Below are 25849 nucleotides of genomic sequence, written 5' to 3' on the forward strand. Positions count from 1 at the left end.
ACACAGAGCTCCTGTCGGTTACTCGTCGGTAGACGCTGGCCCAAGGCTACCGGGAGTCAATCCAGATCATCGTGAGCCATCAGTCGCCGCGCAGCCTCGGTGATCGAGCCCGACAGCGACGGATAGACGACCAGCGTCCGGGCCAGCTGGTTGACCGTGATGCGGTTCTGAACGGCCACCGCGATCGGCAGGATCAGCTCCGAGGCGATGGGCGCGACGACCACGCCGCCGATCACCACGCCGGTGGCCTGGCGGCAGAACAGTTTGACGAAGCCGTGCCGCAGTCCGGACATCTTGGCTCGGGCGTTGGTCTTCAACGGCAACATGATGGTGCGGGCCAGCACGGACCCGTTGTCGATGGCCGATTGCGGGACCCCAACGGCGGCGATCTCGGGCCGGGTGAACACCGCCGCGGCGACCGTGCGCAACCGGATCGGGCTGACCGCCTCCCCCAGCGCGTGCCACATGGCGATCCGGCCCTGCATCGCGGCCACCGACGCCAGTGGCAGTAACCCGGTGCAGTCCCCGGCGGCGTAGATGCCGGGCACCGAGGTCCGCGAGACCCGGTCGACGGCCAGATAGTTGCCGCGGCCCAGCTCGATTCCGACCCGATCCAAGCCCAGGCCGGCGGTGTTGGGTGTCGACCCGATCGTCATCAACGCGTGGCTGCCCTCGACGGTGCGGCCGTCGGTCAACTTCACCATGACCCCGCCGTCGGTGCGCGTCACCGAGTCTGCCCGCGCGTTTTTGACCAGCTGGACGCCGCGTTCGGCGAACGACTCCTCCAGCACCCGCGCGGCGTCGGCGTCTTCGTAGGGCAGCACCCGATCCCGGCTGGCCACCACCGTCACCTCGACGCCCAATTCGGTGTAGGCGTTGACGAACTCGGCGCCGGTGACCCCGGAGCCCACGACGATGAGGTGGTCGGGCAGCGACTCCAGGTCATAGAGCTGGCGCCAGGTCAGGATGCGCTGGCCGTCGGGCTGCGCCGACGGCAGGATCCGCGGGCTCGCGCCGGTGGCGATCAGCACGAAGTCAGCGACGAGCTCGCTGGTGCCGCCGTCGTGAGCGGTCACCTTGACGCAGTGCCGGGCCAATCCGGGCGCGGTGTCGACCAGCTCACCGCGCCCGGCGATCACCTCGACGCCCGCGCTGAGCAGCTGGGCGGTGATGTCTTCGGACTGGGCGGCGGCCAGGGTCTTGACCCGCTGGTGAATCTCGGCGAGCGAAATCTTGGCGTCCTCGATGTCGATGTCGAAGCCGAGGTGGGGGGCGCGACGCAGTTCGGTGCGCACGCCGGTGGAAGCGATCAACGTCTTGGACGGCACCACGTCGGCCAGCACGGCTGCCCCGCCGATGCCGTCGGAGTCGACGACGGTGACCTCGGCATCGCGGGCAGCCGCCACCAGCGCCGCCTCGTAGCCGGCCGGCCCACCGCCGATGATCACGATGCGGGTCGCCACAGCCCCTAACCTAGCGGCGATCGCAAACTCGGCGCAGCCGAGTGCAGCGGGTCGGCGCCATCGGAGCTAGCGGCGATCGCAAACTCGGCGCAGCCGAGTGCAGCGGGTCGGCGCCATCGGAGCTAGCTAACTTGTCGGATGACCGCCGAGCGAGCGGGCGGCGTCTAAGCTTTGTCCACGTGCCGCTCTACGCCGCCTACGGGTCGAACATGCATCCCGAGCAGATGCTGCAGCGGGCGCCGCACTCGCCGATGGCCGGAACTGGTTGGCTACATGGTTGGCGGCTGACCTTCGGCGGCGAGGACATCGGCTGGGAGGGCGCGCTGGCCACGGTCGTCGAGGACCCGGACTCGAAGGTGTTCGTCGTGCTCTACGACGTGACATTGTCCGACGAGAAAAACCTGGACCGCTGGGAAGGATCCGAGCTGGGGATCCACAAGAAGATCCGATGCCGGGTGGAGCGGTTGTCGTCGGACACCACAACCGATCCGGTACTGGCGTGGCTGTATGTGGTGGACGCCTGGGAGGGCGGTCTGCCGTCGGCGCGCTACCTCGGGGTCATGGCTGACGCCGCTGAAATCGCCGGTGCGCCAGAGGAATACGTCCACAAGATACGCACCCGCCCGGCCCGCAACATCGGCCCCGGCACGTAACCTCCTTGCCGCCGAGCGTGCGTGTTTGTACGCCGACACGCCGTTCCCGACGGCATTCTGTGCACCTTGATGCGGGCATCACGCCGCTTTGCGGCGCTGCAACTGCCCGTCAATCCGGCGGACGAGGTCACCCGGTCGGTACCTGACATCTTCGGCCACGATGGGTATGGCCACCCAATCCAGTTCTTGCAACGCCGCCGATCGTCGGCGGTCCCTGAAGAACGCGCCTGGGCCGCTGTGCCAGTCGACGCCGTCGTACTCGGCGGCGACCCGGTACTCGGGCCAGGCGAAATCCACCCGCCATCGGTTGCCGTTCGCGTCGACGATTGTGTGCTGCAGCACTGGCGTCGGTAAGCCTCCGTCGATCATGACCAACCGCGCCTCGCTCTCCATTGGCGACTCAGCCTCGGGAGCGGCCAACGCAAGCAGTTCGCGGACGGTGACGATGCCGCGCCGACCCGACTGCCTTCTGACGGCTCTCGCCAAGCTGTCGCGGGTGCATGTGCCGCTGCGCAGGGCTGCGTCGAGCGTCGCCAGTGCTCGCGGCCGGCGCAGGCCACGAGCTACCTCGATGGCGGTCCATGCGGGCGTGGTAGCGGGTCGGTCAACGACCGTAGTCAACGGAGCGCCCTTACGGCGATGCACGATCAGACCGTCTGCGGACCGCAATTGTTGGCCGGCCGGATTGAGCACATGCAGATCCGGACTCTCCTCGGTGTCAAAGCCGTACGCTGCGGCCGCAGTGCTTAGACAAACGGCGACAGTTGTACCAGTTGCGAGGTCGAGTCCACGCAACTGCAGCCGGCGGTCGATCTCACCGTGCCCATAAATGCCATACCAAATCTTTTGCAGTGCACCATGTTTCAGTTCCGACTCAAGCCCGCGGCGGGTTAGGAACTTCAGTGCCTGGGCGGACGTAACTACTCCTCCTTGCTCGTCGAGCAGCCGGTTCAGCTCCCTGTTCATAGCCGTCATCGTCAGGACATCGGGCGCCCCGCGGATTCGGCCTCACCTGTGTCGGGTCGGATTGTGAATAAAGCCGCAGCTGTGCATAGTCCACCTCGCGTCGAGGGTGCGTCGTTGTACAGCATTTGCGGCGTGTCGGCGTACAAACACGCACGCTCGCGGCGGAAGTCAGAAGCCGGCAGCCTGCTCAACGATGTTGACCAGCACCCGCACGCCGATCGCCAGGGCGCGCTCGTCGAGATCGAAGGTGGGCTGGTGCAGATCCAACTGCGGCCCCTGGCCCGACCACACCCCGAGTCGCGCCATCGCTCCGGGGATCTCCTCTAAATACCAGGAGAAATCCTCGCCACCGCCCGACTGCCGGGTATCAGCCAACACATCGGGGCCCACAGCCTCGATGGCATGCGCCAGGATCCGCGTCGAAACTTCCTCGTTGACCACCGGCGGCACGCCGCGGTGATATTGCAGCGTGTGCTCGATCCCCAACGGTGACAGCAGCGCCGAGACGGCCTCGCGGATGATGCCCTCCAGGCTCTGCCAGGTCTCCCGGCTGGCGGTGCGCACAGTGCCGGCCAGCACGCCGGTCTGCGGGATCGCATTGGCGGCCACCCCGGCATTGACGGCGCCCCACACCAGCACTGTGCTTTTGCGCGGGTCGATGCGGCGTGACAGCACCCCGGGCACCCCGGTGATCAGGGTGCCGATCCCATAGACCAGGTCGGCGGTCAGGTGCGGACGCGACGTGTGACCGCCCGGCGAATACAACGCGATCTCGAGCCGGTCCGCCGCCGACGTGATCGGGCCGGGTTTCACCGCGACCCGCCCTACCGCCAGCCGGGGATCGCAGTGCAGCGCGAAGATCCGGGAGACGCCGGACAGCGCCCCAGCCGCGATCGCGTCGATCGCCCCGCCCGGCATCAGCTCTTCGGCCGCCTGGAAGATCAGCCGCACCCCGACCGGCAGTTCGGGCACCGAAGCCAATGCTTGCGCGGTGCCGAGCAGGATCGCGGTGTGCCCGTCGTGCCCGCAGGCGTGCGCGACGTTGGGCATCGTCGACTCATAGGGAGCGCCGGTCCGCTCGGCCATCGGCAACGCGTCCATGTCGGCGCGCAGCGCGATCCGCGGTTCGTTTTCCGGGCCGAAATCGCAGGTCAGTCCGGTGCCGCCGGGAAGCACCTTCGGGTTGAGGCCAACATCGGCCAGCCGCTCCGCGACGAACTGGGTGGTGGCGTACTCCTGCCGGCCCAGTTCCGGGTAGCGGTGGATGTGGCGGCGCCACTCGATCAGGTCGTCGTAGTGGGCGGCCAACCAGGATTCGGCGCTGTCGACGAGGCTCATGGCGCCGCTCGAAACACGATGCGCGCGAACACCAATTCCGGTTCAGGGTGGACTGCCTCGGACAGATCAACCAGGTCGATGCCACGGCGCCACACCGCATCGTCGACGGCATTCAACGCGGTGACAGTGGGCATTCTCGCAGTATCTCACCGAGTAGGCTCGCGCATTGTGACTGGTCCGCCCGATGCCGACGCGCTGGCGCAACGGGCGGCGAAACTCATCGCCGAGGGCACCGGTGTCGCTGAGCACGACGTCGCGATTGTGCTCGGGTCGGGATGGGCGCCGGCCGTGACGGCGCTAGGCACCGCGACCGCAGTCCTACCGATGGCCGAGTTGCCCGGGTTCACGCCGCCCACCGCCGTCGGGCACATCGGTGAGGTGTTGTCGGTCGGCATCGGGGAACACCGAGTACTGGTATTGGCCGGTCGTATCCACGCCTACGAAGGACACGACCTGCTGCACGTCGTGCATCCGGTGCGGGCGGCCTGCGCGGCGGGCGCCCGGGTCGTCATCCTCACCAATGCGGCCGGCGGTCTTCGCACGGACTTCGACATCGGTCAGCCGGTGCTGATCAGCGACCATCTGAATCTGACCGCCCGGTCCCCGCTGGTCGGGCCGCAGTTCGTGGATCTGGTCGATGCCTACGCACCGCGGCTGCGGGAGTTGGCCCGACAAGTCGACCCCGCGCTGGCCGACGGTGTGTATGCGGGGTTGCCTGGACCGCATTACGAGACGCCGGCCGAAATCCGGATGCTGCGCGTGCTCGGAGCCGACCTGGTCGGAATGTCGACGGTGCACGAGGCGATCGCCGCGCGGGCGGCGGGCGCCGAGGTGCTGGGCGTATCGCTGGTGACGAACCTGGCGGCCGGGATCACCGGCGAACCGCTCAGCCACGTCGAGGTGCTGGCCGCCGGCTCCGCCTCGGCCACCCGAATGGGTTCGCTGCTGGCCGACGTCGTCGCCCGGCTGTGAGTCCCGAGGAGTGGATCGCGCACGATCCAGATCCGGCGACGGCCGCTGAGCTGGCCCGCTGCGATCCCGCTGAACTGTCGGCGCGGTTCGCCCGGCCGTTGACGTTCGGCACCGCCGGGTTACGCGGTCCGGTGCGGGGCGGCCCGGACGCGATGAACCTCGCGGTGGTGTTGCGCGCCAGCTGGGCGGTGGCGCAAGTGCTCAAACGCCGCGCTTCGACCGGTTCGACGGTTATCGTCGGGCGCGACGCCCGGCACGGTTCGGATGCGTTCGCCGCGGCAACCGCTGAAGTGCTTGCGGCCGAGGGCTTTTCCGTCCTGCTCCTGCCGCAGCCGGTGCCGACGCCGGTCGTGGCGTTCGCGGTGCGTCATATTGGCGCGGCGGCCGGCATCCAGATCACCGCCTCACACAACCCGCCGGTCGACAATGGCTACAAGGTGTATTTCGACGGTGGCATTCAGATCATCTCCCCCACCGACCGCGACATCGAAAGCGCCATGGCGGCAGCACCTTTCGCCGACCGCATCGCGCGTTCACCCGTCGAACCCGCAGCCGGCGCGCTGCACGACCGCTACATCGAGCGGGCCGCCAATGTGCGGCGTTCGACGGCGGGTTCGGTTCGAGTAGCGCTGACACCGCTGCACGGGGTGGGCGGCGCAATCGCCGTCGCAACTTTGCGCCGCGCCGGGTTCGACGACGTGCACACGGTGTCCGCCCAATTCGCCCCGGATCCCGACTTCCCTACCGTGGCGTTCCCCAACCCCGAAGAGCCCGGGGTCACCGACGCGCTGCTCGCCCTGGCCGCCGACGTCGACGCCGACATCGCGATCGCGCTGGATCCCGACGCCGACCGCTGCGCCGTCGGGATACCCACCCCGTCGGGGTGGCGCATGCTGTCCGGCGACGAAACCGGCTGGCTACTCGGCGATTACCTCCTCGCCCAGGCTGATACCCCCACGACGAGTGTGGTGGCCAGCACGGTGGTGTCGTCGCGGATGCTGGCCGCGATCGCCGCGCACTACGGCGCCCGGCACGCCGAGACCCTCACCGGGTTCAAATGGTTGGCCCGCGCCGACGAAGACCTGCCGGAGAGCACCTTGATCTACGCCTATGAGGAGGCGATCGGACACTGCGTGGACCCGGACGCGGTGCGCGACAAGGACGGCATCAGCGCCGCGGTGCTGGCGTGTGATCTGGTGGCGTCATTGATCGGCCAGGGCCGTTCGGTGCTCGATGTGCTCGACGATCTCGCGCGCCGCTACGGGGTGCACCTCGTGGGCGCCGTGACACGTCCGGTGGCTGACAGCGGCGAGGCCGCCGAGTTCATGCGCCGGTTGCGGTCGAACCATCCCGCAGAATTGGCCGGATACGGCGTCAGCACAACCGATCTCGCGCCGCGCACCGACGCGCTGGTCTTCACCGGCGGTGCCGACGACACGTCAGTCCGGGTTGTCGTCCGCCCGTCGGGCACCGAACCAAAACTCAAGTGCTACCTGGAAGTGCGCCGTGCACCCGTCGACGACCTGGATCACGCCCGCCAGCACGCCGCCGCGCTACGTGACGACCTGATCGCCGCGATCCAAAGGTGGTAGCTCAGCGCGGACCGAATTGCCGATCGCCGGCATCGCCGAGCCCCGGGACAATGTAGGCGTTTTCGTCGAGGCGCTCGTCGATCGCAGCGGTGAACAGCCGCACTGTCGGAGCCGACTCCTCCAGCGCGGCAATGCCCTCCGGTGCCGCCACCACACACAGCACGGTGATGTCGACCGCGCCACGGCGACACAGCAATCCGATGGTGTGCGCCATCGACCCACCGGTGGCCAGCATCGGGTCAAGCACCATCACCGCCTGCTCGCTCAGGTCTTCGGGCAGCGACTCCAAATACGGGACCGGCAGGAAGGTTTGCTCATCGCGGGCGACCCCCACGAACCCGACTCGGGCTTCGGGCAGCAATGCATGCGCTTGATCAACCATGCCCAGACCGGCCCGCAGCACCGGCACCAGCAGCGGCGGCCTGGCCAGCCGCCTACCGGCGGTGTGGGCCAATGGTGTGCGCACCGTGATGGTCTCGCAGGACGCATCCCGGGTGGCCTCGTAGACCAGCATCAACGTCAGGTCGCGTAGCGCGGCGCGAAACGCCGCGCTGCCGGTCTGTTCGTCGCGCAGCGTGGTGAGTCGGGCAGCGGCCAGCGGGTGGTCGACGACGCACACCTCCACGGCAATCGACCCTAGTATTTTGCTGCTGGACACGCGTGCGTTCATCGCGGGCTGCCCGAACATCGACTCCTATACTCCCGGCATGCGACGCCGTCGCGGGCGCTATGCCAACCGATACCGGTCCGTCAGCCTGTTTGGCACATTGGCGTTGCTGGCCGTCGTGATGTCGTGGCCGACAGCACATTTCGCCGGGCCGAAAGCTCCAGTGAGCTTTGCCGCCGCCACCGTCCCGTCGCCGGCCCACGTCGTCGTCGTCGTGGAGGAGAACCGCTCCTATTCGAACATCATCGGCAACGCGGCGGCCCCCTATATCAACGCCTTGGCCGCCGGTGGGGCGTCGATGACGCAATCGTTCGCCGAAGTGCATCCCAGCCAACCGAATTACTTCGCACTGTTTGCCGGAAGCACACTCGGGGTCAAGGAGAACACCTGCCCGGTCAACGGCGCCAACACCCCGAACCTGGGCGCGCAGTTGCTGGCCTCGGGACGCACCTTCATCGGGTTCGCCGAAGGGCTGCCGGCGGCCGGCTCGCAGGTCTGCAGCACCGCGAAGTACGCGCGCAAGCACGCGCCGTGGGTCAACTTCAGCAATATTCCGCCGTCGTACTCGCTGCCGTTCTCCGCATTTCCGCCACCGCAGAACTACGCCAGCCTGCCGACCGTCTCATTCGTCATCCCCAACGTCGACAACGACATGCACGACGGCTCGATCGCCCGCGGCGACACCTGGCTGCAGCAGAATTTGTCGGCCTACGCCGAGTGGGCGAAAGCCAACAACAGCTTGCTGATTTTGACCTGGGACGAGGACGACAACTCTGAAAACAACCGGATCCCGACGATCTTCTACGGAGCCAACGTCAGGCCCGGCACCTACAGTCAACCGATGAGCCACTACAACCTGCTGTCCACCCTGGAGCAGATGTACGGGCTGCCCAAGCTGGGGTTGGCGGCGCGGGCGCCGGCCATCACCGACATCTGGGTCGGCTAGCCCGCTCGGCCACCGGCACGGCACCCGTCGTTATTCTGTGCCGCATGGCTGCTGACCTCGTGCCGATCCGCCTGAGCCTGACCGCCGGTGACCGCTACACCATCTGGGCGCCCCGCTGGCGCGATGCCGGTGACGAGTGGGAGGCGTTCCTCGGCCACGACGAAGACTTGTACGGCTTCGAGACGGCCGCTGACCTGGTCGCCTTCGTGCGGACCAACACCGACAACGACCTGGTCGACCACCCGGGGTGGCAGCGGCTGACCGAGGCCAACGCGCACAAGCTGGACCCGGCCGAAGATCGGCAGTTCGACCTGGTCGCGGTCGAGGAGGTGGTCGCCGAGAAGCCGACCGAGGAGTCGGTGACCGCGCTGGCCGGCACGCTGGCCGTGGTGTCCTCGATCGGCTCGGTCTGCGAGCTGCCGGCGGTGATGAAGTTCTTCAACGGCAACCCGAGTCTGGGCACGGTGGCCGGCGGCATCGATCACTTCACCGGCAAAGCCGGGCTGCGGCGCTGGCATGCGATCGCCGAGGTCATCGCCCGCAGCTGGGATGACGTGCTGGCCGCCGTCGACGGCGTCATCAGCACTCCCGACGTCGACGCCGCCGCGGCGGCGAAGGCCGCCGACGAACTGGCGGAACCGCCCGAAGAGCCCGAGGAAGACGACGTCGAGCAAGCAGCGACGGACGAGACCGAGTCGGCCGACGATGCCGCCGAGGAAGTGGAGACCCGGGCGCCTGGTGACACTGCGGTGCTCGGCGGCGACGAGGACTTCTGGGAAAAGGTGGGCATCGACCCGATCCAGCTCATGACCGGCGCGGGCACGTTTTACACCCTGCGGTGCTATTTCGACGATCGTCCGATCTTCTTGGGCCGCAACGGGCGGGTCAGTGTGTTCAGCTCGGAGCGGGCGCTGGCGCGGTATCTGGCCGACGAGCACGACCATGACCTGTCGGATTTGAGCACCTATGACGACATCCGCACCGCCGCCACCGACGGCTCGCTGCAGGTCGAGGTCACCGACGACAACGTCTACGTGCTGACTGGTCTCGGCGATGATCTTGCCGACGGGCCGGACGCGGTGGACCGGGAGCAGCTCGACCTGGCCGTGGAGTTGCTGCGCGATGTCGGGGATTACGCCGAGGACAACACCGTCGACAAGGCGCTGACGGACGAACGCCCGCTGGGCAAGTTCGTGGCCTACGTCTTGGAGCCGGGTTCGGCGAGCAAGCCGGCCGCCCCGTTTGCCGAGGTGGTGCGCGAGTGGGAGGCGCTGGACCGGTTTGTGGAGTCGCGGCTCAGGCGCGAATAGCGCGCAGCGCCAACAGCCGTCGGACCGCGTCGTCCATGTGCTCGTCGATGAGCCGCAGCGCCGCTGCCTTATCACCGGAGCCGATGGCGTCGCGCAGCGTCACATGCTCGGCGACCTGCTCGGCCAGGTCCGGGTAGGTGTCCTGCAGTTCGCCGAGCAGCATCCGGGTTTCCAGCAACAGGGTGCGCATCGCCCGATGCAGTCGCGGGCTGCCGGCGCACGCGACCAGCACCTCGTGGAACTGCTGATCCGCGTCCGCCACTGCTGCGGCATCAAGGCGCGCGGCCGCCGCGATCATCGCGTCGACGGGCACCCCCAGACGGGCCCGGGCAGCCGCGGTGTCGTCACACAGAATCTCCTCGATGGCGGCGCGCTCGATGGCTTTACGGACCCGGTACACGTCAGACACGTCGGCTTCGGTGAGCTCGACCACGAAGATGCCGCGGTGGCGTTCGCTGCGCAACAGCCCCTCGGCCACCAGACGTTGCATCGCCTCCCGCAGCGGGCCGCGCGACACCGCGAACTGGGCAGCAAGGCCGGCTTCGCCCAGCTGTTGACCGGGGGCCAACTGGCCGCGGGTGATAGCGTCGCGCAGCCGCTCGGCGATCAGTTCGGCCGTCGACTGTCTGCTCAGCGGCTCGAAGGCTGCCGGATCCGACACCCTCATCGTCGCTCCCCGAACAGTGACCCCAGGCCGGTGACGTGCCTCGTTATCCCCGCAATTCGCAAGCCCTCCCACACGGTGACCGCGTTGGCGGTCAACACCGGCTTGTCGAGCAGGCGCTCGAGTGCCTCGACCTGCGCCACGGTGTGCATGGCGGTGTCCGGGATCAGCAGCGCGTCGGCATTCGGATTGTCGTTGCGTTGGGCCAGCTTCTGCACCTGTTCCGGGTCCAGCCGCCCCACTTCGGCGGCGGTGTCGATACCGGCATTGCCCATCGATTCGACGCTGATGTCATGTGCGGCAAGAAAACTGACGAACAGGTCGGCGATGTCTCGCGGATAGCTGGCCGCTACGGCAACCCGCGAGCAGCCCAGTGCGGCCAGGGCATGGACGAACGCGAAGGAGGTGCTCGACGCCGGCACTCCGGCCGCCTTGGACAGTCCCTCGGCCTGCTCGACCGCCCCGTCGGGCCCGTAGACGAATCCCCCTGAGGTGCAGGCGAACATCACCGCATCCGGCCGGTGCGGCTGCAACAACGCCGCGCCCTCGGCCAGTTTTTCCGGGCTGCCCAGGTCGCGCAACTCGTCGACGGCGTGCAGGTCGGTTCCGTACACGTGCACCACGGCCAGGTTCACCCCGAGCCGCTCAGCAGCCCACGGGTAGTCGGATTCCGCGGCGTGGTCCGGATAGATGAAGCCGACGGTGTCGTTCATCGCCGTACCTCCGCGAAGACGTCGCGCAACCACCGGCCCGGCCCCATCATCGGTAGCTCCATCCGGCCCAGGCACGCCCACATGGTCAGCTGGTTGGCCGTCAGGATCGGCTTGCCGAGCATTTCCTCCAGCGGAGCGATGATGTCGTAGGTGCGCAGGTTCGTGCAGCTGACAAAGATAGCCTGCGCGTCGGGATGGTCGGCAGCGACGATCCGTTCAGCCACCGTGCGGTAGTTCACCTTCCAAATACCGCCGCCCAGGCCGAGATAATCGGATTGCAGCACCGTCACGCCCAGCTGGTTGAGGAAGATGTGCAGAAGTTCGGTCAACTCTTCGTCATAGGGCGTGATCACGGATATCCGGGAAACCTTCAGCGCTGTAATGGCTTCGGCCAACGCACCTGATGTCGTGACAGCGGTATTGGCGCCGGCCGCTTCGATGGCGGCGACCAAGGTCTTTTCATACTCCACGCCGTGGACGAAACTACCCGAAGTACATAGGTAAGCGACCACCTCGGGCTCGACGTGCAGCACGTCACGGGTCGCCGCCTCCAGATGGCTTGTGTTCGAAACCAGTTCGGCCATCAGCCGGCTCACCGGAACGGGTTCATAGTGGGTGCGGGCCAAGTGCAGGGACACGTCGGCCGGGATCCACCGCCACAACTCGCGTTCTAATGCCAAATCGAAGGGCGCGATGATGCCGATGCCTCGTTGCTCAACTGGTCCGTCGAACTCTGGCAAGCTCGACAGATCCATGGGTGGTCCCAACTGACGTACCACTCCAGGCCGGCCCTGGATTGTTGACAATCATACGATGTGTTTCTACCGTGTCAATGTGGGCGCGCGCTCTGTCGTCACGGTCCAACACGGCGAGTCGGTCCCCGGCCAACTTTCCTCGATCGATGCGGACGCCGAACTGCGGCTGGTGCCGTCGTCGCGGCTGGCCGACGCCTTGCCGGGCGCCGATGTGCTCTTCGTCTACGACTTTTCCTCGCCGGCGTTGCGGTCGGCCTGGCCTGCCGCCGATTCGCTGCGCTGGGTGCAGGTCGCGGCCGTCGGAGTGGATGCGGTGCTGTTCGACGATCTGATCGACAGCCCAGTGGTTCTCACCAACTCGCGTGGCATCTTCGAACGTCCGATCGCCGAATACGTATTGGGCCAGATCTTGGCCTTCGCCAAGGACTTTCGGCGGTCGATGCGTGCGCAGGACGCTCAACAGTGGCGTCACTTCGAATCGGAGCCGATCGCCGGCGCATCGGTCGTCGTCGTCGGCACCGGCCCCGTCGGCCGGGCCATCGCCCGGTTACTGCGGGCCGTCGGCATGAACGTGCACGGTGTCGGACGCACCCCGCGCGCCGATACAGACTTCGGCGAGATCACCGCGGACCTGCATGCCGCAGTGGCCGACGCCGACTATGTGGTGCTCGCCGCTCCGCTGACGCCGCAGACCCGCGGACTCGTGGACGCCGAAGCACTGGCCGCCATGCCGCCGCGAGCGCGGTTGATCAACATTGGCCGCGGTGAGTTGGTGGTGACCGACGCGCTGGTGGCGGCGCTGCAGGACGGGCGACTTGCCGGCGCCGCCCTCGACGTCGTCGATCCGGAACCGTTGCCGCCGGGCCATCCGCTCTGGTCTGCGCCCAATGTTGTTCTGACGCCGCACAATAGCGGCGACGTGCACGGGTGGACCGTCGAACTGCAGCGGCAGTTCATCGCCAACTTTCGCCGCTACCGCGCCGGTCAACCATTACACAATGTCGTCGACAAGCACCGCGGCTACGCGCCGACCGGGGCCGGTTAAGGAGTCGCGCGCATGACACCGCCAGCGACGATGCAGAGCGAAGCGATGAAGAGGAGCGGCGCACCATGACCCAGCCGACCGACCTGACTGCGCTGCAGATGGTCGCTGCCTATACATCCGGCGAACTCTCGCCCGTCGAGGCGACTGCGGCCGCGCTATCGGTCATCGCCGAGCGTGACGGCGAGATCAACGCCTTCTGCCTGGTCGACGAGGAGGCGGCGCTGGCGCAGGCCCGCAAGTCCGAGGCCCGTTGGCAGGGCCACTACACCAAGGGACTGCTCGACGGTGTGCCGGTCGCCATCAAGGACGTGTTCCGCACCGCCGGCTGGCCCACCCTGCGCGGCTCGCGGCTCACCGACGCCGCCGGGCCCTGGCCCGATGACAGCCCGGCGGTCGGCAAGATCCGCAACGACGGCATGGTGATGCTCGGCAAGACCACCACCCCGGAATTGGCCTGGAAAGGCGTGACCGACAGCGCGTTGCACGGGGTGACCCGCAACCCGGTCGATGCCAGTCGTACAGCGGGCGGCTCGTCGGGGGGCAGCGCCGCGGCAGTGGCCGCCGGCATGGCGCCGTTGTCGATCGGCACTGACGGCGGCGGCAGCATCCGGATTCCGGCCAGCTTTTGCGGAGTGGTCGGCTTCAAGCCCACCCATGGCCGGGTGCCGATGTATCCGATCAGCCCGTTCGGTCCGCTGGCTCATGGCGGGCCGATCACCCGGACCGTCGAGGACGCCGCGATGTTGATGGACATCATCGCGCTGCCCGACCATCGTGATCCGACCTCGCTGCCACCGACGTTGGCCACCTATCGCGGCGAACTCCACCGGGACGTCGTGGGTTTGGGCGTCGCCTACTCGCCCACGCTGGGCTACGTCGAGGTCGATCCGGAAATCGCGTCGGCGGTGGCGACGGCGGTGCGGGCGCTGGCCGATGCCGGGCTCAACGTCGTCGAGGCCGATCCCGGCTTCGCCGATCCGATTGACGCGTTCGAAATCGTCTGGGCCACCGGGGTGGCCGGCAGCTTGCGCGGCTACGGCGACCAGAGCCGCGACCTCGTCGACCCCGGTCTGGTGGAGATGTGGGACCGGGGGCTGACCGTATCGGGGGTCGACTACCTCGACGCGCGACAGGTCTGTGTCGACCTGGGGCTGGCGATGGGGCAGTTCCACGAAACGCACAACCTGCTGATCACCCCGACGACGCCGATCCCGGCGTTCACCGCCGGTCACGACGTGCCGGTCGGGTCCGGGATGCGTTGGTGGGCGCAGTGGACACCATTCACCTACCCGTTCAACATGACTCAGCAGCCGGCGCTGAGTATCCCGATCGGGGTGACCCGCGACGGGCTGCCGATTGGTCTGCAGATTGTCGGCCCCCGCCACAGCGACGACCTGGTGCTGGCCGTGGGCCGGTTCGCCGAACAGGTGCTCGGTTAGCCCCTCCGTTGGCGCGAGCGTGCGTGTCCCCGGCCGACACGCCGAGCGCGACACCGTTTTTGCGCACGCTCGCGGCAGGGACGGGCCAACGAGCTAGGCGCGGGCGAAGGCCAATTGCTCGCCGATCGCGCCACCCATCCACAGGTCGGTGCAAGCCGCGGCGATGTCGTCGAGCCCCTCTTCGATCGTGGCGAACACATTACCGGGCACCCAGCCGACGTCCCCGTTGATCAGTAAGTTGTTGCGGCCGTAGAAGATTGCCAGATCGGTGGCCCCTCGCGGCGAATGCGCCTCGGAGCCTTCGTCATAGCCGTAGGCCGGGTTGCCGATCTCGGACGCCTCGAAGCCGAAGAAGCACACGTCGCCGGGAATCGGTGTCACCGTACAGTTTTCACGGCCCGGCGTACCCAGCGGCGGTAGCAGCGCGTACACCTCGTTACGGGCGTACTTCCCGTGGTAGGCCTGACCGGCCACCGGCAACGCATCCCAGACCGCCGCGCAGGTGCGCGGCGCTTGATCGTCCAGCAACCGCGCCCGGCAGGACACGTTGCGCTTGGTCAGCGTGATCGAGATAAAGCGCGCCACGTCGGCTCCCTACCTTTGTCGATTGTTGACAATTCACTAGCATAGTGGCGTGCCGACGGATACCGAACGCATGGTGGTGGCCCGGGCCATGGAACAGCAACCGGCCGACGGCACCCGATTCGACGTCGTCGACCCCGCGACCGAGCAGCCGATCGGCGCGGTGCTGGACATGGGACCGGGCCAGGCCACCGCCTGCCTCGACGCCGCGGTCGCGGCGCAGCCGTGCTGGGCGGCGACCACCCCCACCCAGCGGGCCGACGTCTTGACCCGCGCCTATCAACTGATGATCGAGCGCACCGACGAGTTGGCCCTGCTGATGACGCTCGAGATGGGCAAACCGCTGCCGGAGGCGGCAGGTGAGGTGCGCTACGCGGCCGAGTTCTTCCGCTGGTTCGCCGGTGAGGCGCTGCGGATCGACGGCGGGTTGATGACCTCACCCGACGGCCGGTCCCGGCTGCTGGTCACCCACCAGCCGGTCGGGCCGTCGCTGCTCGTCACCCCGTGGAACTTTCCGCTGGCGATGGGCACCCGCAAGATCGGCCCGGCCCTGGCCGCGGGCTGCACCTGTGTGGTCAAGCCGGCCGAGCAGACCCCACTGTCAATGCTTGCGCTGCTGGGCATTCTGCACGAAGCCGGTGTTCCCGACGGCGTCGTCACCGTGGTGACCACCACCGATCCCGCCGCGGCGATGGCCCCGTTGCTGGCCGACCCGCGGGCCCGCAAGCTGTCGTTCACCGGCTCCACCGCCGTCGGCCGGGTGCTGCTGGCGCAATGCGCCCAGACCGTCAAACGCACCTCGATGGAACTCGGCGGCAACGCACCGTTCATCGTGTTCGACGACGCCGACGTCGACGAGGCGGTCGACGGAGCACTGGCGGCCAAGATGCGCAACATCGGCCAGGCGTGCACCGCCGCCAACCGCATCTACGTCCAGCGCGCCATCGCCGAGTCGTTCACCGCCGCGCTCGTCGACCGGATGGGCGCGCTGAAAGTCGGGCGCGGCACCGAGCCCGGGGTTCACGTCGGGCCGCTGATCGATGGCGACGCGGTGGCCAAGGTGTCGGCATTGGTCGCCGACGCCCGCGCCCGCGGGGCCACCGTGCGACTCGGCGGGCAGCGCCTCGACATGCCCGGATACTTCTATCCCCCAACGGTTCTCACCGATGTTCCCGACGATGCCGAGATGGCGTGCACCGAGATCTTCGGGCCGGTGGCCGCAGTCAGCGCCTTCGACACCGAGGACGAGGTCGTCGCACGGGCCAACGACACCGAATACGGCCTGGTCGCCTACCTCTACACCAATGACACCCGGCGCGGCTGGCGAGTGGCCGAGGCGCTCGACACCGGGATGGTCGGCCTCAACCAGGGCGTAGTCTCCACACCGTCCGGCCCGTTCGGCGGGGTCAAGCAGTCCGGGCTCGGCCGCGAAGGCGGCTTTCTCGGCATTGCCGAATTCCTGGAAACCAAGTACATCGGCGCGGCCCGGTAAGCCGATCGGTCTATGCCCGACGGCCGAGTGGCAGCAGTCGGTGGTCGCGGGTGAATATCCGACGCACCAGGCCAAGCGCCACCACCACGGTGGTGACTGCGACCGAACCCAAGATCAGAAACATCACGACCGCCTGCACAAGGACCGCCTCGACCGGCGATACCCCGGCGAGGATGAGCCCGGTCATCGCGCCGGGCAAGAAAACCAGGCCGGTGGCCTTGGTGGTTTCGATCTGCGGCGTCAGCGCCGACCGCAATGCCGTTCGCAGATACGGGGCGGCAGCTTGCCGGTAGGGCTGCGCGAGAGCCAGTCGGGCTTCGACCTCGTCGCGTTTGTCGCGCAACTCATCGACCAGCCGGCGGGCCACCAGCACCGTGGCCGTCATCGAGTTGCCGATCATCATGCCCGCAATCGGCACCAGGGTCCGAGGCTCCAAAGGAAACACCCGCAGCCCGAAGATCACGCCGAGCGTGACCACCGCCGCGGTGGCAAACGCGGCGATCGCCAACGGTCCCAGCCGAGGCACCTCCGGTGCGCGTCTGCGCGCGACATCGCCGGCATAGGCGACCATGCCCGCCGTCCACGCCCACGACCACCACATCGACCGGCCCGGCTCGAACAGTAAGACCAATACGCCACCCACCAGCAGCAGCTGCACCAGCGCGCGCACCGCCGACCACACCACCTGGCGTTCCAAATCCAGCCGCTGCCATAGCGAGATTGCGGCCGCGAACCCCACCAACGCCAGCGATATCGCCAGCCCAAGCCATCCGACCTCGCCGTTCATCGCGTCACCTCCCTGCTGCCGGTCCGGCCCCGGTGCAGCGGCCCCGGTCGATTTGCACCACCCAATCGGCAATGCGCTCAACCTGCGCCGAATCGTGGGTGACCCACAGCGCAGGAATTCCGTCCTCGTCGGCCAGTGCGCGCACCGCCTGCTCGATGGCGCGCGCCGCGGTGTTGTCGACGGCCGAGGTCGGCTCGTCCAGCAGCAGCACCTGCGGCTGCGCAATTAGTGTGCGGGCCAAGCACATCCGCTGCGCCTCGCCGCCGGACAGCGCCGTCGCGTCGCGATCCAGCCACGACCCGGTCAACGCCACCCGCCCGAGCATGTCGCGCATCTGCGCCTCCGACGCCTGCGGGTCGGCGGCCCGCAGGTTGTCACTGACGGTGCCGGGAAACGGTGTCGGGCGCTGGAAACACATGCCCACTTGGCGGCGCAACCACAGCGGGTCGGCGTCTTCAACGTCGTTGCCGTAGAACAACACTCGCCCGCCGGTTGGCACCTCCAGCCGATTGCACAATCGCAGCAACGTCGACTTGCCCGATCCCGACGGGCCGAACACCACCGTGACTCCCTTTTTCGGGATCTCGGCGGTGAACCCGTCCAGCGCGCGGACAGTGTCACGCTGCACCACGACATCGGCGAAGTCGAACACCGAGTCGGTAGCGGCCACTGCGCTAGCCGACCAGCACCGCGTACCGCGGTTTGATGACGTCGTCAATGATCGCCAACCGCTCGTCGAACGGAATGAAGGCCGACTTCATCGCGTTGATGGTGAAGCGCTCGAGGTCAGTCCAGCCGTAACCGAAAGCCTCGACCAGCCGATGCATTTCGCGGCTCATGAAGGTGTCGCTCATCAGCCGGTTGTCGGTGTTGATCGTCACCCGGAATCGGGCCCGCGCCAGCAGGTCGAACGGGTGGTTGGCGATGCTGTCGACCGCGCCGGTCTGCACGTTGGAGCTGGGGCACATCTCGAACGGAATCCGCTTGTCCCGCAGGAGCGATGCCAGCCGCCCCAATCGGACCCGGCCGTCGGGCTCGACGTCGATGTCGTCGACGATCCGCACCCCGTGGCCCAGCCGGTCGGCGCCGCAGAACGCGATCGCCTCGTGGATGGACGGCAAGCCGAATGCTTCACCAGCATGAATGGTGAAGCGGGCGTTGTGGTTTCGCATGTATTCGAATGCGTCGAGATGGCGGGTGGGCGGGTAGCCGGCCTCCGCGCCGGCGATGTCGAATCCGACAACGCCCTTGTCCCGGAATCGGATCGCCAGCTCGGCGATCTCCCGGGACAGCGCGGCGTGCCGCATGGCGGTGACCAGACAGCGCACCGTGATGGCGCGCCCCTCGGCTGCGGCCGCCTTCTCGCCGTCGGCGAAGCCTGCCAGCACGGCGTCGGTGACTTCGTCGAAGGACAGCCCACGGTTGATGTGCAGCTCGGGAGCAAATCGCACCTCGGCGTAGACCACCGCGTCGGCGGCCAGGTCTTCCACGCATTCGCAGGCCACCCGATGCAGCGCCTCGGGAGTCTGCATGACCGCGACAGTGTGCGAGAACGGTTCCAGGTAGCGCTCCAGCGAGCCGCTGTGCGACGCGGTGCGAAACCAGGTGGCCAGCTCGTCGACGTCGGTGGCCGGCAGATCGTCGTATCCGGTCTGGGCGGCGATGTCCAGGACGGTCGCCGGGCGCAGCCCCCCGTCGAGGTGATCGTGCAACAACGCCTTCGGCGCCTGCCGGATCATCTCCAGGCTCAGCGGTGTGGTCATGACCCAATCCGATCGATGATCAGCGGCCGGCGGGCCGGCGGGGTGTCACCGATGCTCCACGCGCCGTCCAGTTCGGCCATCGCCGCGCCGAAGCGTTCGGGGGTGTCGGTGTAGAGGGTGAACAGCGGGTCGCCGGCGGCCACCGGTTCGCCGGGGCGGCGGTGGATCCGGATTCCGGCCCCGGGCTGCACCTGCTCGCCCGGTCGGGACCTGCCCGCACCGAGCCGCCATGCCGCCAGCCCAACTGCCATTGCCTCGATGTCGCCCATTGTGCCGCCCCGGGTCGCGATGACGGTTTCGGAACACCTACCGATTGGCAACGGTACCGACAAGTCCCCCTGCTGCGCGGCCACTAACGCCCGGAATCGGTCCATCGCGGTACCGTCGCCCAACGTCTGGGCCGGATCGTGGCCGTCGACCCGGGCGAGCTGCAGCATCTCGGCGGCCAGCTGCAGGGTCAGCTCCACCACGTCGGGTGGTCCGCCGCCGGCCAGCACCTCGAGGGCTTCGGCCACCTCCAGCGCATTGCCTGCGGTTCGGCCGAGCGGAGCGTTCATGTCGGTGAGCATGGCGCAGGTGGGTACGCCGTGCGCGTCGCCCAGCCGCACCATGACGCGGGCCAGCTCCTCGGCCTGCGGCCGCGACTTCATGAACGCTCCGGAACCGACCTTGACGTCGAGCACCAGCGCGCCGGCTCCTTCGGCCAGTTTCTTGCTCATCACCGAGCTGGCGATCAGCGGCAGCGATTCCACGGTGCCGGTGACATCACGCAGTGCATAGAGTTTGGCGTCGGCCGGCGCCAACCGACCGGCCGCGAAGATGGCCGCGCCGACGTCGCGGAGTTGTTGGCGGACTTGGTGATTCGACAGGCTCGCGGTGAAGCCGGCGATCGATTCCAGCTTGTCGAGCGTCCCGCCGGTGTGGCCGAGCCCGCGGCCCGACGCCTGGGGCACCGCGGCACCGCAGGCGGCGACGACGGCGACCAACGGCAGCGTGATCTTGTCGCCGACCCCGCCGGTGGAGTGCTTGTCGACCGTGGGCAGCGGCGCCCCGTCGCGACGCAGATCGCCGAAGTCCAACCGCTCACCGGAGGCGATCATCGCCGCCGTCCAGCGAGCGGTTTCGTCGGCGTCCATGCCCTGCAAAACAATCGCCATCAGCAGCGCCGCCATTTGTTCCTCGGCGACATCGCCGCCGGTGTAAGCGTCGACGACCCAGTCGATCGCGTCATCCGACAGCCGATTGCCGTCGCGTTTGGCCTTGATGACCGTCGGCGCGTCGAAGGTCACGCTAGATCGTCCGGGCCGAAAGCGTCGGGCAACAGGTCACCGAGCCGGCGCGGACCGTCGGCGTGATCGATTAGCAGCTGCGGGCCGCCGTGCTCCAGCAACACCTGGCGGCATCGCCCACACGGCATCAACAGTGAGCCACCGGCCTCGAGGCAGGACAGCGCAACCAGCCGCCCGCCGCCGCCGGAATGTAGGGCGCACACCACAGCACACTCGGCGCAGAGACCTAGGCCATATGAGACATTCTCCACATTGCAGCCGGTGATCACGCGGCGATCGTCGACCAACGCCGCTGCCCCCACCCGCAGTCCCGAATACGGCGCGTATGCGCCCTGCGCTACCTGGATCGCCTTGTCGCGCAGTAGTTTCCAGTCAACAGTGTCGGTCATCGTCGCGGCAACGAACGTGGGTGCAATACACGGGGCGGGCTCCGTTCACTGTTGGTTAACTCACAACGCCAGCCTAGATCCACCGCCGTCCAAAGCGTCGGCGGCCGCGCAGTGGTTTATCCAGCCGATAAATGGGTTTAGAGTCCACCCGACGGTCCATCCATTCACTGGTGGCCATCGCAAGCGCGGCGAAGCCGGGCCGCGGCGGGTCGACACGAGATTCCGGAGGCGGTGATGACGACATCCTCGGCAGTGCCAGGATCGCGGGTTCGGCCGCTGCGCCGGAGTCTGTATCGCGGCGATCCAGGTATGTGGTCGTGGGTGCTGCACCGCATCACCGGCGCCACGATCTTCTTTTTCCTGTTCGTCCACGTGCTGGACACTGCGCTGGTCCGGGTGGCCCCGCAGACCTACAACGAGGTCATCGAGACCTACAAGACCCCGATCGTGGGCTTGATGGAGCTGGGCCTGGTGGCCGCCGTGCTCTACCACGCGCTCAACGGCATCCGGGTCATTCTGATCGACTTTTGGTGGCAAGGCGCGCGCTATCAGCGGCTGATGCTGTGGGCCATCGGCATCGTCTGGCTGCTGGTCATGGTTCCGGCCACGGTGGTGGTCGGCATCCACATGTGGGGGCGGTTCGGATGAGCACACCTGACCTTCAACTCGGCCGCGGCCAGACCGCCCCGGTGCGCCAGCGCAGCCAGGACCGCCCCGCCGGTTTGGACAATCCGCGGGCGCCGCGCCGTCGGGCCGGGATGCCCAACTTCGAGAAATACACCTGGCTGTTCATGCGGTTTTCCGGCGTCGTGCTGGTCTTCCTGGCGCTCGGGCATCTGTTCGTGATGCTGATGTGGGACGACGGTGTCTACCGCATCGACTTCAACTACGTTGCCCAGCGCTGGGCCTCGCCGTTCTGGCAAACCTGGGATTTGCTGCTGCTGTGGCTGGCTCAGTTGCATGGCGGCAACGGCTTGCGCACGATCATCGACGACTACACCCGCAAGGATTCCACCCGGTTCTGGCTGAACACGCTGCTGGCGTTGTCGATGATCTTCACGCTGGTGCTGGGAACGTATGTGTTGTTGACCTTCGACCCGAACATCTCATGATCCGCGCCGGCGACCCGACCGTGCACCGCATGAGCGGCGCCAATAAGGAGGAGCGGCGCTCATGATCTCCGAACATCGATACGACGTGGTGATCGTCGGCGCCGGCGGTGCCGGCATGCGAGCCGCGGTGGAAGCCGGTCCGCGCGTTCGGACTGCCGTGTTGACCAAGCTCTATCCGACCCGCAGCCACACCGGCGCCGCGCAGGGCGGCATGTGCGCGGCGCTGGCCAACGTCGAAGACGACAACTGGGAATGGCACACCTTCGACACCGTCAAGGGCGGCGACTACCTCGCCGACCAGGACGCCGTCGAGATCATGTGCAAGGAAGCCATCGACGCGGTGCTCGACCTCGAGAAGATGGGGATGCCGTTCAACCGCACCCCCGAGGGCCGCATCGACCAACGCCGGTTCGGCGGTCACACGCGTGATCACGGCAAGGCCCCGGTGCGCCGGTCCTGCTATGCCGCCGACCGCACCGGCCACATGATTCTGCAGACGCTGTATCAGAACTGCGTCAAGCACGACGTCCAGTTCTTCAACGAGTTCTACGTGCTGGACCTGGTGCTCACCGAGACGCCGAAAGGCCCGGTGACTTCGGGCGTGGTTGCCTACGAGTTGGCCACCGGCGACATTCACGTCTTTCACGCCAAGGCCGTCGTGATCGCCACCGGCGGCTCGGGCCGGATGTACAAGACTACCTCCAATGCGCACACCCTGACCGGTGACGGCATCGGCATCGTGTTCCGCAAGGGACTTCCGTTGGAGGACATGGAGTTTCACCAGTTCCACCCGACCGGCCTGGCCGGGCTGGGCATCTTGATCTCTGAAGCCGTGCGCGGCGAGGGCGGCCGACTGCTCAACGGCGAGGGTGAGCGGTTCATGGAGCGCTACGCGCCAACAATCGTCGACCTGGCGCCGCGGGACATCGTCGCCCGCTCGATGGTGCTCGAGGTGCTCGAGGGCCGCGGCGCCGGGCCCAACAAGGACTACGTCTACATCGACGTGCGTCATCTGGGCGAAGAGGTGCTGGAAGCCAAGCTGCCCGACATCACCGAATTCGCCCGCACCTATTTGGGTGTGGACCCGGTCAACGAACTGGTCCCGGTCTACCCGACCTGTCACTACGTGATGGGCGGCATTCCGACCACGGTCACCGGGCAGGTGCTGCGCGACAACACCACCACGGTTCCGGGGCTGTATGCCGCAGGAGAGTGCGCGTGCGTCTCGGTGCACGGCGCCAACCGGCTGGGCACCAATTCGCTGTTGGATATCAACGTCTTTGGCCGCCGGGCCGGGATTGCCGCCGCCAATTACGCGGCCGGCCGCGACTTTGTCGAGCTGCCGCCCGAGCCGGCCGGGATGGTCGTCAACTGGGTCTCCGACATCCTCTCCGAGCACGGCAACGAACGCGTCGCCGATATCCGCGGCGCGTTGCAGCAGACCATGGACAACAACGCCGCGGTGTTCCGCACCGAGGAGACGCTGAAGCAGGCGTTGACGGATATTCACGCGTTGAAAGAGCGGTATTCCCGAATCACGGTGCACGACAAGGGGAAGCGGTTCAACAGCGATCTGCTGGAAGCCATCGAGCTGGGATTTTTGCTGGAGCTGGCCGAGGTCACCGTGGTGGGTGCGTTGAATCGCAAGGAATCCCGCGGCGGGCACGCCCGCGAGGACTACCCCAACCGCGACGACACCAACTACATGCGCCACACCATGGCCTACAAGCAGGGTAGCGAGCTGCTGAGCGACATTCGGCTGGACTTCAAGCCGGTAGTGCAGACCCGCTACGAGCCCAAGGAACGGAAGTACTGATGTCGTCAGACGAGGTTGTGGAGACCCCGGAAGCCGGTGACCCGCCGTTGCCGCCGGTTCCCGACGGCGCGGTGATGGTGACGCTGAAGATCGCCCGGTTCAACCCGGAAAATCCGGACGCTGCCGGGTGGCAGAGCTTCCGGGTGCCGTGTCTGCCCAGCGACCGGCTGCTCAACCTGCTGATCTACGTCAAGAGTTACCTCGATGGCACACTGACGTTCCGCCGGTCCTGCGCGCATGGGGTGTGCGGCTCCGACGCGATGCGGATCAACGGCCACAACCGGCTGGCCTGCAAGGTGCTGATGCGGGATCTGCTGCCCAAAAAGCCGAGTAAGCAACTGACCATCACCATCGAGCCAATCCGCGGGCTGCCCGTGGAAAAGGACTTGGTGGTCGACATGGAGCCGTTCTTCGACGCCTATCGCGCGGTCAAGCCCTACCTGATCACCAGCGGCAACCCGCCGACCCGGGAGCGAATCCAAAGCCAAACCGACCGGGCCCGCTACGACGACACCACCAAGTGCATCCTCTGCGCGGCCTGCACCACCAGTTGCCCGGTGTTCTGGCATGAGGGTTCGTATTTCGGGCCGGCGGCGATCGTCAACGCGCACCGCTTCATCTTCGACAGCCGCGACGAGGCCGCCGCCGAGCGTCTCGACATCCTCAACGAGGTCGACGGGGTATGGCGCTGCCGCACGACATTCAACTGCACCGAAGCCTGCCCGCGGGGCATCGAGGTGACCAAGGCCATTCAAGAGGTCAAGCGCGCCTTGATGTTCGCGCGCTAGGGCTTGCCCCCCCCTTCCCCGCGAGCGTGCGTGTCCCCGGTTATCAGCCCGGCGTGTCGCCCGGAAACACGCACGCTCGCGGCAAAGGTGGTTTCCTGGTCGTGAGCGACCGCCCCTGTCGTTGAGATTGCGCGTAGGGCTGTGATTTCTCGAAATCCACGACCATGGACGCAATCTCAACAATTACGAGCTGAAAAGGCCGACGGTGCGGGCATCGGCGATGGCCGCATCCGCGATCGCCCGGGTCGCTTCTGCCGCTGACGTTGTCGGCGTCACCGTCAAAGGCTTGCTCACCGCGTACAGCTGGAAGCGATAGTGGTGCACACCGGTGCCGACCGGTGGGCATGGACCGAAATACTCCGGCTTACCAGCGGAATTCAGGCTGACCGTCGCTCGCCGAGGCAAGACGCCTTCTCGAATTTCGGTAGTTGCGGGCGGGATGGCGGTGACCACCCAGTGCACGTAGCGCCCGGCAGGGGCGTCGGGGTCATCGACCACCAGCGCCAGCGACTCGGTGCCGGTCGGCACGTTCTCCCAGCGCAGCGGCGGCGGGACGTTATGGCCCTTGCAGGAGTATTCGCTAGGGACGGGCGTGTTGTCGGCGAACGCGGGGCTGGTCAGAATGAACTTTCCGGTCGCGGCAAAAAGGGGGCTTGTCACATTTCTGCGGGGTGCCTCGTCTGAGGGGTATGACACAGAAACCCCGTATCGAACCGCTGCCCCCGAAGAAGGCCCCGCTGTGGGTCCGCGCCGCCTACCGTTACGCCAAGCGGCGCTTCGGTGAAGTCCCCGAGCCGTTCACGGTCGCCGCGCATCACCCGCGCCTGTTGGCCGCCAACGCCGTACACGAGTCCATGCTGCAGTCAGCTTCCCGCAAACTGCCCGCGAGTGTCCGCGAGCTGGCGGTCTTTTGGACCGCGCGCACCATCGGCTGCTCTTGGTGCGTCGACTTCGGATCCATGCTGCAGCGCCTCGACGGCCTCGACATCGAGCGGCTGAAAGACATCGATAACTACGCCACCTCACCGCATTTCACCGATGACGAGCGTGCCGCGATCGCGTACGCCGACGCGATGACCACCGACCCGCACGCCATCACCGACGAGCAGGTCACCGATCTCCGGGCCCGCTTCGGGGATGCCGGCGTCATCGAGTTGAGCTACCAGGTCGGTGTGGAAAACATGCGGGCGCGGATGTATTCGGCGCTGGGTATCACCGAGCAGGGCTTCAGCTCCGGAGACGCCTGCCGGGTTCCGTGGGCCTAGCCGCGATACACAGCACGGCGCAACCGGGGTTGTCAGCGCTACA

At 67.3% G+C, this 25849-nt stretch carries 27 protein-coding genes and 1 pseudogene; 13 read left to right on the top strand and 15 right to left on the bottom strand.

What is annotated here, in order from left to right:
* Positions 1-56 precede the first annotated feature (56 nt).
* Complete coding sequence (locus tag A5707_RS13515) at positions 57-1463, bottom strand: NAD(P)H-quinone dehydrogenase (protein ID WP_065014973.1); 1407 nt, start codon at positions 1461-1463, stop codon at positions 57-59.
* 179 nt (positions 1464-1642) lie between these two features.
* Here A5707_RS13515 and A5707_RS13520 point away from each other — a divergent pair, with 179 nt between their 5' ends.
* Positions 1643-2116, top strand: a complete 474-nt coding sequence (locus A5707_RS13520) for a gamma-glutamylcyclotransferase (protein WP_065014974.1) — start codon at positions 1643-1645, stop codon at positions 2114-2116.
* Between the two features lie 78 nt (positions 2117-2194).
* On the opposite strand, the gene A5707_RS13525 is transcribed toward A5707_RS13520, so the two are convergent.
* The 3 genes from A5707_RS13525 to A5707_RS24165 form a co-directional block, all read right to left on the bottom strand.
* Positions 2195-3082 (bottom strand): hypothetical protein, encoded by an 888-nt coding sequence (locus A5707_RS13525; RefSeq protein WP_065014975.1) that lies wholly within the window; start codon positions 3080-3082, stop codon positions 2195-2197.
* A gap of 168 nt (positions 3083-3250) precedes the next feature.
* Positions 3251-4420 (bottom strand): amidohydrolase, encoded by a 1170-nt coding sequence (locus A5707_RS13530; RefSeq protein WP_065014976.1) that lies wholly within the window; start codon positions 4418-4420, stop codon positions 3251-3253.
* A complete protein-coding gene (locus tag A5707_RS24165) occupies positions 4417-4554 on the bottom strand; it encodes a hypothetical protein (RefSeq protein WP_197495330.1) in 138 nt (45 codons plus the stop codon). Before A5707_RS24165 ends, A5707_RS13530 begins: the two co-directional genes overlap by 4 nt.
* 34 nt (positions 4555-4588) lie before the next feature.
* On the opposite strand from A5707_RS24165, the gene A5707_RS13535 reads away from it, so the two are divergent.
* Together A5707_RS13535 and A5707_RS13540 are read left to right on the top strand one after the other, a co-directional pair.
* A complete protein-coding gene (locus A5707_RS13535) occupies positions 4589-5392 on the top strand; it encodes a purine-nucleoside phosphorylase (RefSeq protein ID WP_065014977.1) in 804 nt (267 codons plus the stop codon).
* The gene (locus tag A5707_RS13540; RefSeq protein ID WP_065014978.1) at positions 5389-6984 is read left to right on the top strand and encodes a phospho-sugar mutase; all 1596 of its coding nucleotides are present in this window, start codon (positions 5389-5391) and stop codon (positions 6982-6984) included. Before A5707_RS13535 ends, A5707_RS13540 begins: the two co-directional genes overlap by 4 nt.
* A gap of 1 nt (position 6985) precedes the next feature.
* On the opposite strand, the gene upp is transcribed toward A5707_RS13540, so the two are convergent.
* Positions 6986-7609: a uracil phosphoribosyltransferase gene (gene upp, locus A5707_RS13545; protein ID WP_065014979.1), complete on the bottom strand. Its 624-nt coding sequence runs from the start codon at positions 7607-7609 to the stop codon at positions 6986-6988.
* Positions 7610-7691: 82 nt separating this feature from the next.
* On the opposite strand from upp, the gene A5707_RS13550 reads away from it, so the two are divergent.
* Both A5707_RS13550 and A5707_RS13555 read left to right on the top strand, forming a co-directional pair.
* On the top strand, positions 7692-8597 hold the full coding sequence (locus A5707_RS13550) for an alkaline phosphatase family protein (RefSeq protein WP_065015060.1): 906 nt from the start codon (positions 7692-7694) through the stop codon (positions 8595-8597).
* A 44-nt stretch (positions 8598-8641) separates the two neighbouring features.
* Positions 8642-9907 (top strand): primosomal protein, encoded by a 1266-nt coding sequence (locus A5707_RS13555; protein ID WP_065014980.1) that lies wholly within the window; start codon positions 8642-8644, stop codon positions 9905-9907.
* On the opposite strand, the gene A5707_RS13560 is transcribed toward A5707_RS13555, so the two are convergent.
* From A5707_RS13560 to A5707_RS13570, 3 genes are read right to left on the bottom strand one after another with little or no spacing between them, the layout of a single operon-like run.
* Positions 9894-10574, bottom strand: coding sequence for a GntR family transcriptional regulator (locus tag A5707_RS13560; protein WP_065014981.1), 681 nt, complete (start codon positions 10572-10574; stop codon positions 9894-9896). The two genes, A5707_RS13555 and A5707_RS13560, sit on opposite strands and share 14 nt — an antisense overlap.
* A complete protein-coding gene (locus A5707_RS13565; RefSeq protein ID WP_065014982.1) occupies positions 10571-11284 on the bottom strand; it encodes a maleate cis-trans isomerase in 714 nt (237 codons plus the stop codon). The genes A5707_RS13560 and A5707_RS13565 overlap by 4 nt, the downstream gene beginning before the upstream one ends.
* A complete protein-coding gene (locus A5707_RS13570; RefSeq protein WP_065014983.1) occupies positions 11281-12039 on the bottom strand; it encodes an Asp/Glu/hydantoin racemase in 759 nt (252 codons plus the stop codon). The genes A5707_RS13565 and A5707_RS13570 overlap by 4 nt, the downstream gene beginning before the upstream one ends.
* Positions 12040-12097: 58 nt before the next feature.
* Here A5707_RS13570 and A5707_RS13575 point away from each other — a divergent pair, with 58 nt between their 5' ends.
* Complete coding sequence (locus A5707_RS13575) at positions 12098-13084, top strand: D-2-hydroxyacid dehydrogenase (RefSeq protein WP_065014984.1); 987 nt, start codon at positions 12098-12100, stop codon at positions 13082-13084.
* 65 nt (positions 13085-13149) lie between these two features.
* Positions 13150-14523, top strand: a complete 1374-nt coding sequence (locus A5707_RS13580; protein WP_065014985.1) for an amidase — start codon at positions 13150-13152, stop codon at positions 14521-14523.
* 93 nt (positions 14524-14616) lie between these two features.
* Here A5707_RS13580 and A5707_RS13585 read toward each other — a convergent pair whose 3' ends face one another.
* Entirely contained in the window at positions 14617-15108 is a 492-nt protein-coding gene (locus A5707_RS13585) for a DUF3830 family protein (protein WP_065014986.1), read from the bottom strand.
* An 88-nt stretch (positions 15109-15196) separates the two neighbouring features.
* Here A5707_RS13585 and A5707_RS13590 point away from each other — a divergent pair, with 88 nt between their 5' ends.
* Entirely contained in the window at positions 15197-16597 is a 1401-nt protein-coding gene (locus A5707_RS13590) for an NAD-dependent succinate-semialdehyde dehydrogenase (protein ID WP_082969456.1), read from the top strand.
* A gap of 10 nt (positions 16598-16607) precedes the next feature.
* Here the strand turns inward: A5707_RS13590 and A5707_RS13595 are convergent, their stop codons facing one another.
* Genes A5707_RS13595 through A5707_RS13615 form a run of 5 tightly spaced genes read right to left on the bottom strand, consistent with a single transcriptional unit; the run spans position 16608 to position 20825 of the window.
* On the bottom strand, positions 16608-17384 hold the full coding sequence (locus A5707_RS13595; protein ID WP_065014987.1) for an ABC transporter permease: 777 nt from the start codon (positions 17382-17384) through the stop codon (positions 16608-16610).
* 4 nt (positions 17385-17388) lie between these two features.
* Complete coding sequence (locus tag A5707_RS13600; protein WP_065014988.1) at positions 17389-18054, bottom strand: phosphate ABC transporter ATP-binding protein; 666 nt, start codon at positions 18052-18054, stop codon at positions 17389-17391.
* 4 nt (positions 18055-18058) lie between these two features.
* Positions 18059-19147 (bottom strand): adenosine deaminase, encoded by a 1089-nt coding sequence (locus A5707_RS13605; protein WP_065014989.1) that lies wholly within the window; start codon positions 19145-19147, stop codon positions 18059-18061.
* On the bottom strand, positions 19144-20436 hold the full coding sequence (locus tag A5707_RS13610; RefSeq protein ID WP_065014990.1) for a thymidine phosphorylase: 1293 nt from the start codon (positions 20434-20436) through the stop codon (positions 19144-19146). Before A5707_RS13610 ends, A5707_RS13605 begins: the two co-directional genes overlap by 4 nt.
* Positions 20433-20825 carry a cytidine deaminase gene (locus tag A5707_RS13615; RefSeq protein WP_065014991.1) on the bottom strand — a complete coding sequence of 131 codons (393 nt, stop codon included), beginning with the start codon at positions 20823-20825 and terminating at the stop codon, positions 20433-20435. The genes A5707_RS13610 and A5707_RS13615 overlap by 4 nt, the downstream gene beginning before the upstream one ends.
* Before the next feature lie 309 nt (positions 20826-21134).
* Here A5707_RS13615 and sdhC point away from each other — a divergent pair, with 309 nt between their 5' ends.
* The 4 genes from sdhC to A5707_RS13635 all read left to right on the top strand — a co-directional run bounded on the left by sdhC (position 21135) and on the right by A5707_RS13635 (position 24541).
* Complete coding sequence (sdhC, locus tag A5707_RS13620) at positions 21135-21473, top strand: succinate dehydrogenase, cytochrome b556 subunit (RefSeq protein ID WP_065014992.1); 339 nt, start codon at positions 21135-21137, stop codon at positions 21471-21473.
* On the top strand, positions 21470-21937 hold the full coding sequence (locus A5707_RS13625) for a succinate dehydrogenase hydrophobic membrane anchor subunit (RefSeq protein ID WP_065014993.1): 468 nt from the start codon (positions 21470-21472) through the stop codon (positions 21935-21937). The genes sdhC and A5707_RS13625 overlap by 4 nt, the downstream gene beginning before the upstream one ends.
* A gap of 61 nt (positions 21938-21998) precedes the next feature.
* Positions 21999-23753 (top strand): succinate dehydrogenase flavoprotein subunit, encoded by a 1755-nt coding sequence (sdhA, locus tag A5707_RS13630; RefSeq protein ID WP_065014994.1) that lies wholly within the window; start codon positions 21999-22001, stop codon positions 23751-23753.
* The gene (locus A5707_RS13635) at positions 23753-24541 is read left to right on the top strand and encodes a succinate dehydrogenase iron-sulfur subunit (RefSeq protein WP_065014995.1); all 789 of its coding nucleotides are present in this window, start codon (positions 23753-23755) and stop codon (positions 24539-24541) included. Before sdhA ends, A5707_RS13635 begins: the two co-directional genes overlap by 1 nt.
* A 183-nt stretch (positions 24542-24724) precedes the next feature.
* Here A5707_RS13635 and A5707_RS13640 read toward each other — a convergent pair whose 3' ends face one another.
* Positions 24725-25201, bottom strand: a complete 477-nt coding sequence (locus A5707_RS13640; RefSeq protein ID WP_232000719.1) for a YbhB/YbcL family Raf kinase inhibitor-like protein — start codon at positions 25199-25201, stop codon at positions 24725-24727.
* Here A5707_RS13640 and A5707_RS13645 point away from each other — a divergent pair.
* Positions 25198-25806: pseudogene (locus A5707_RS13645) on the top strand (carboxymuconolactone decarboxylase family protein); the annotation flags it as partial. The gene A5707_RS13640 and the pseudogene A5707_RS13645 sit on opposite strands and share 4 nt — an antisense overlap.
* Positions 25807-25849: the final 43 nt, after the last annotated feature.

This window comes from Mycobacterium kyorinense (genome assembly GCF_001672775.1).
Lineage (GTDB): Bacteria > Actinomycetota > Actinomycetes > Mycobacteriales > Mycobacteriaceae > Mycobacterium > Mycobacterium kyorinense_A.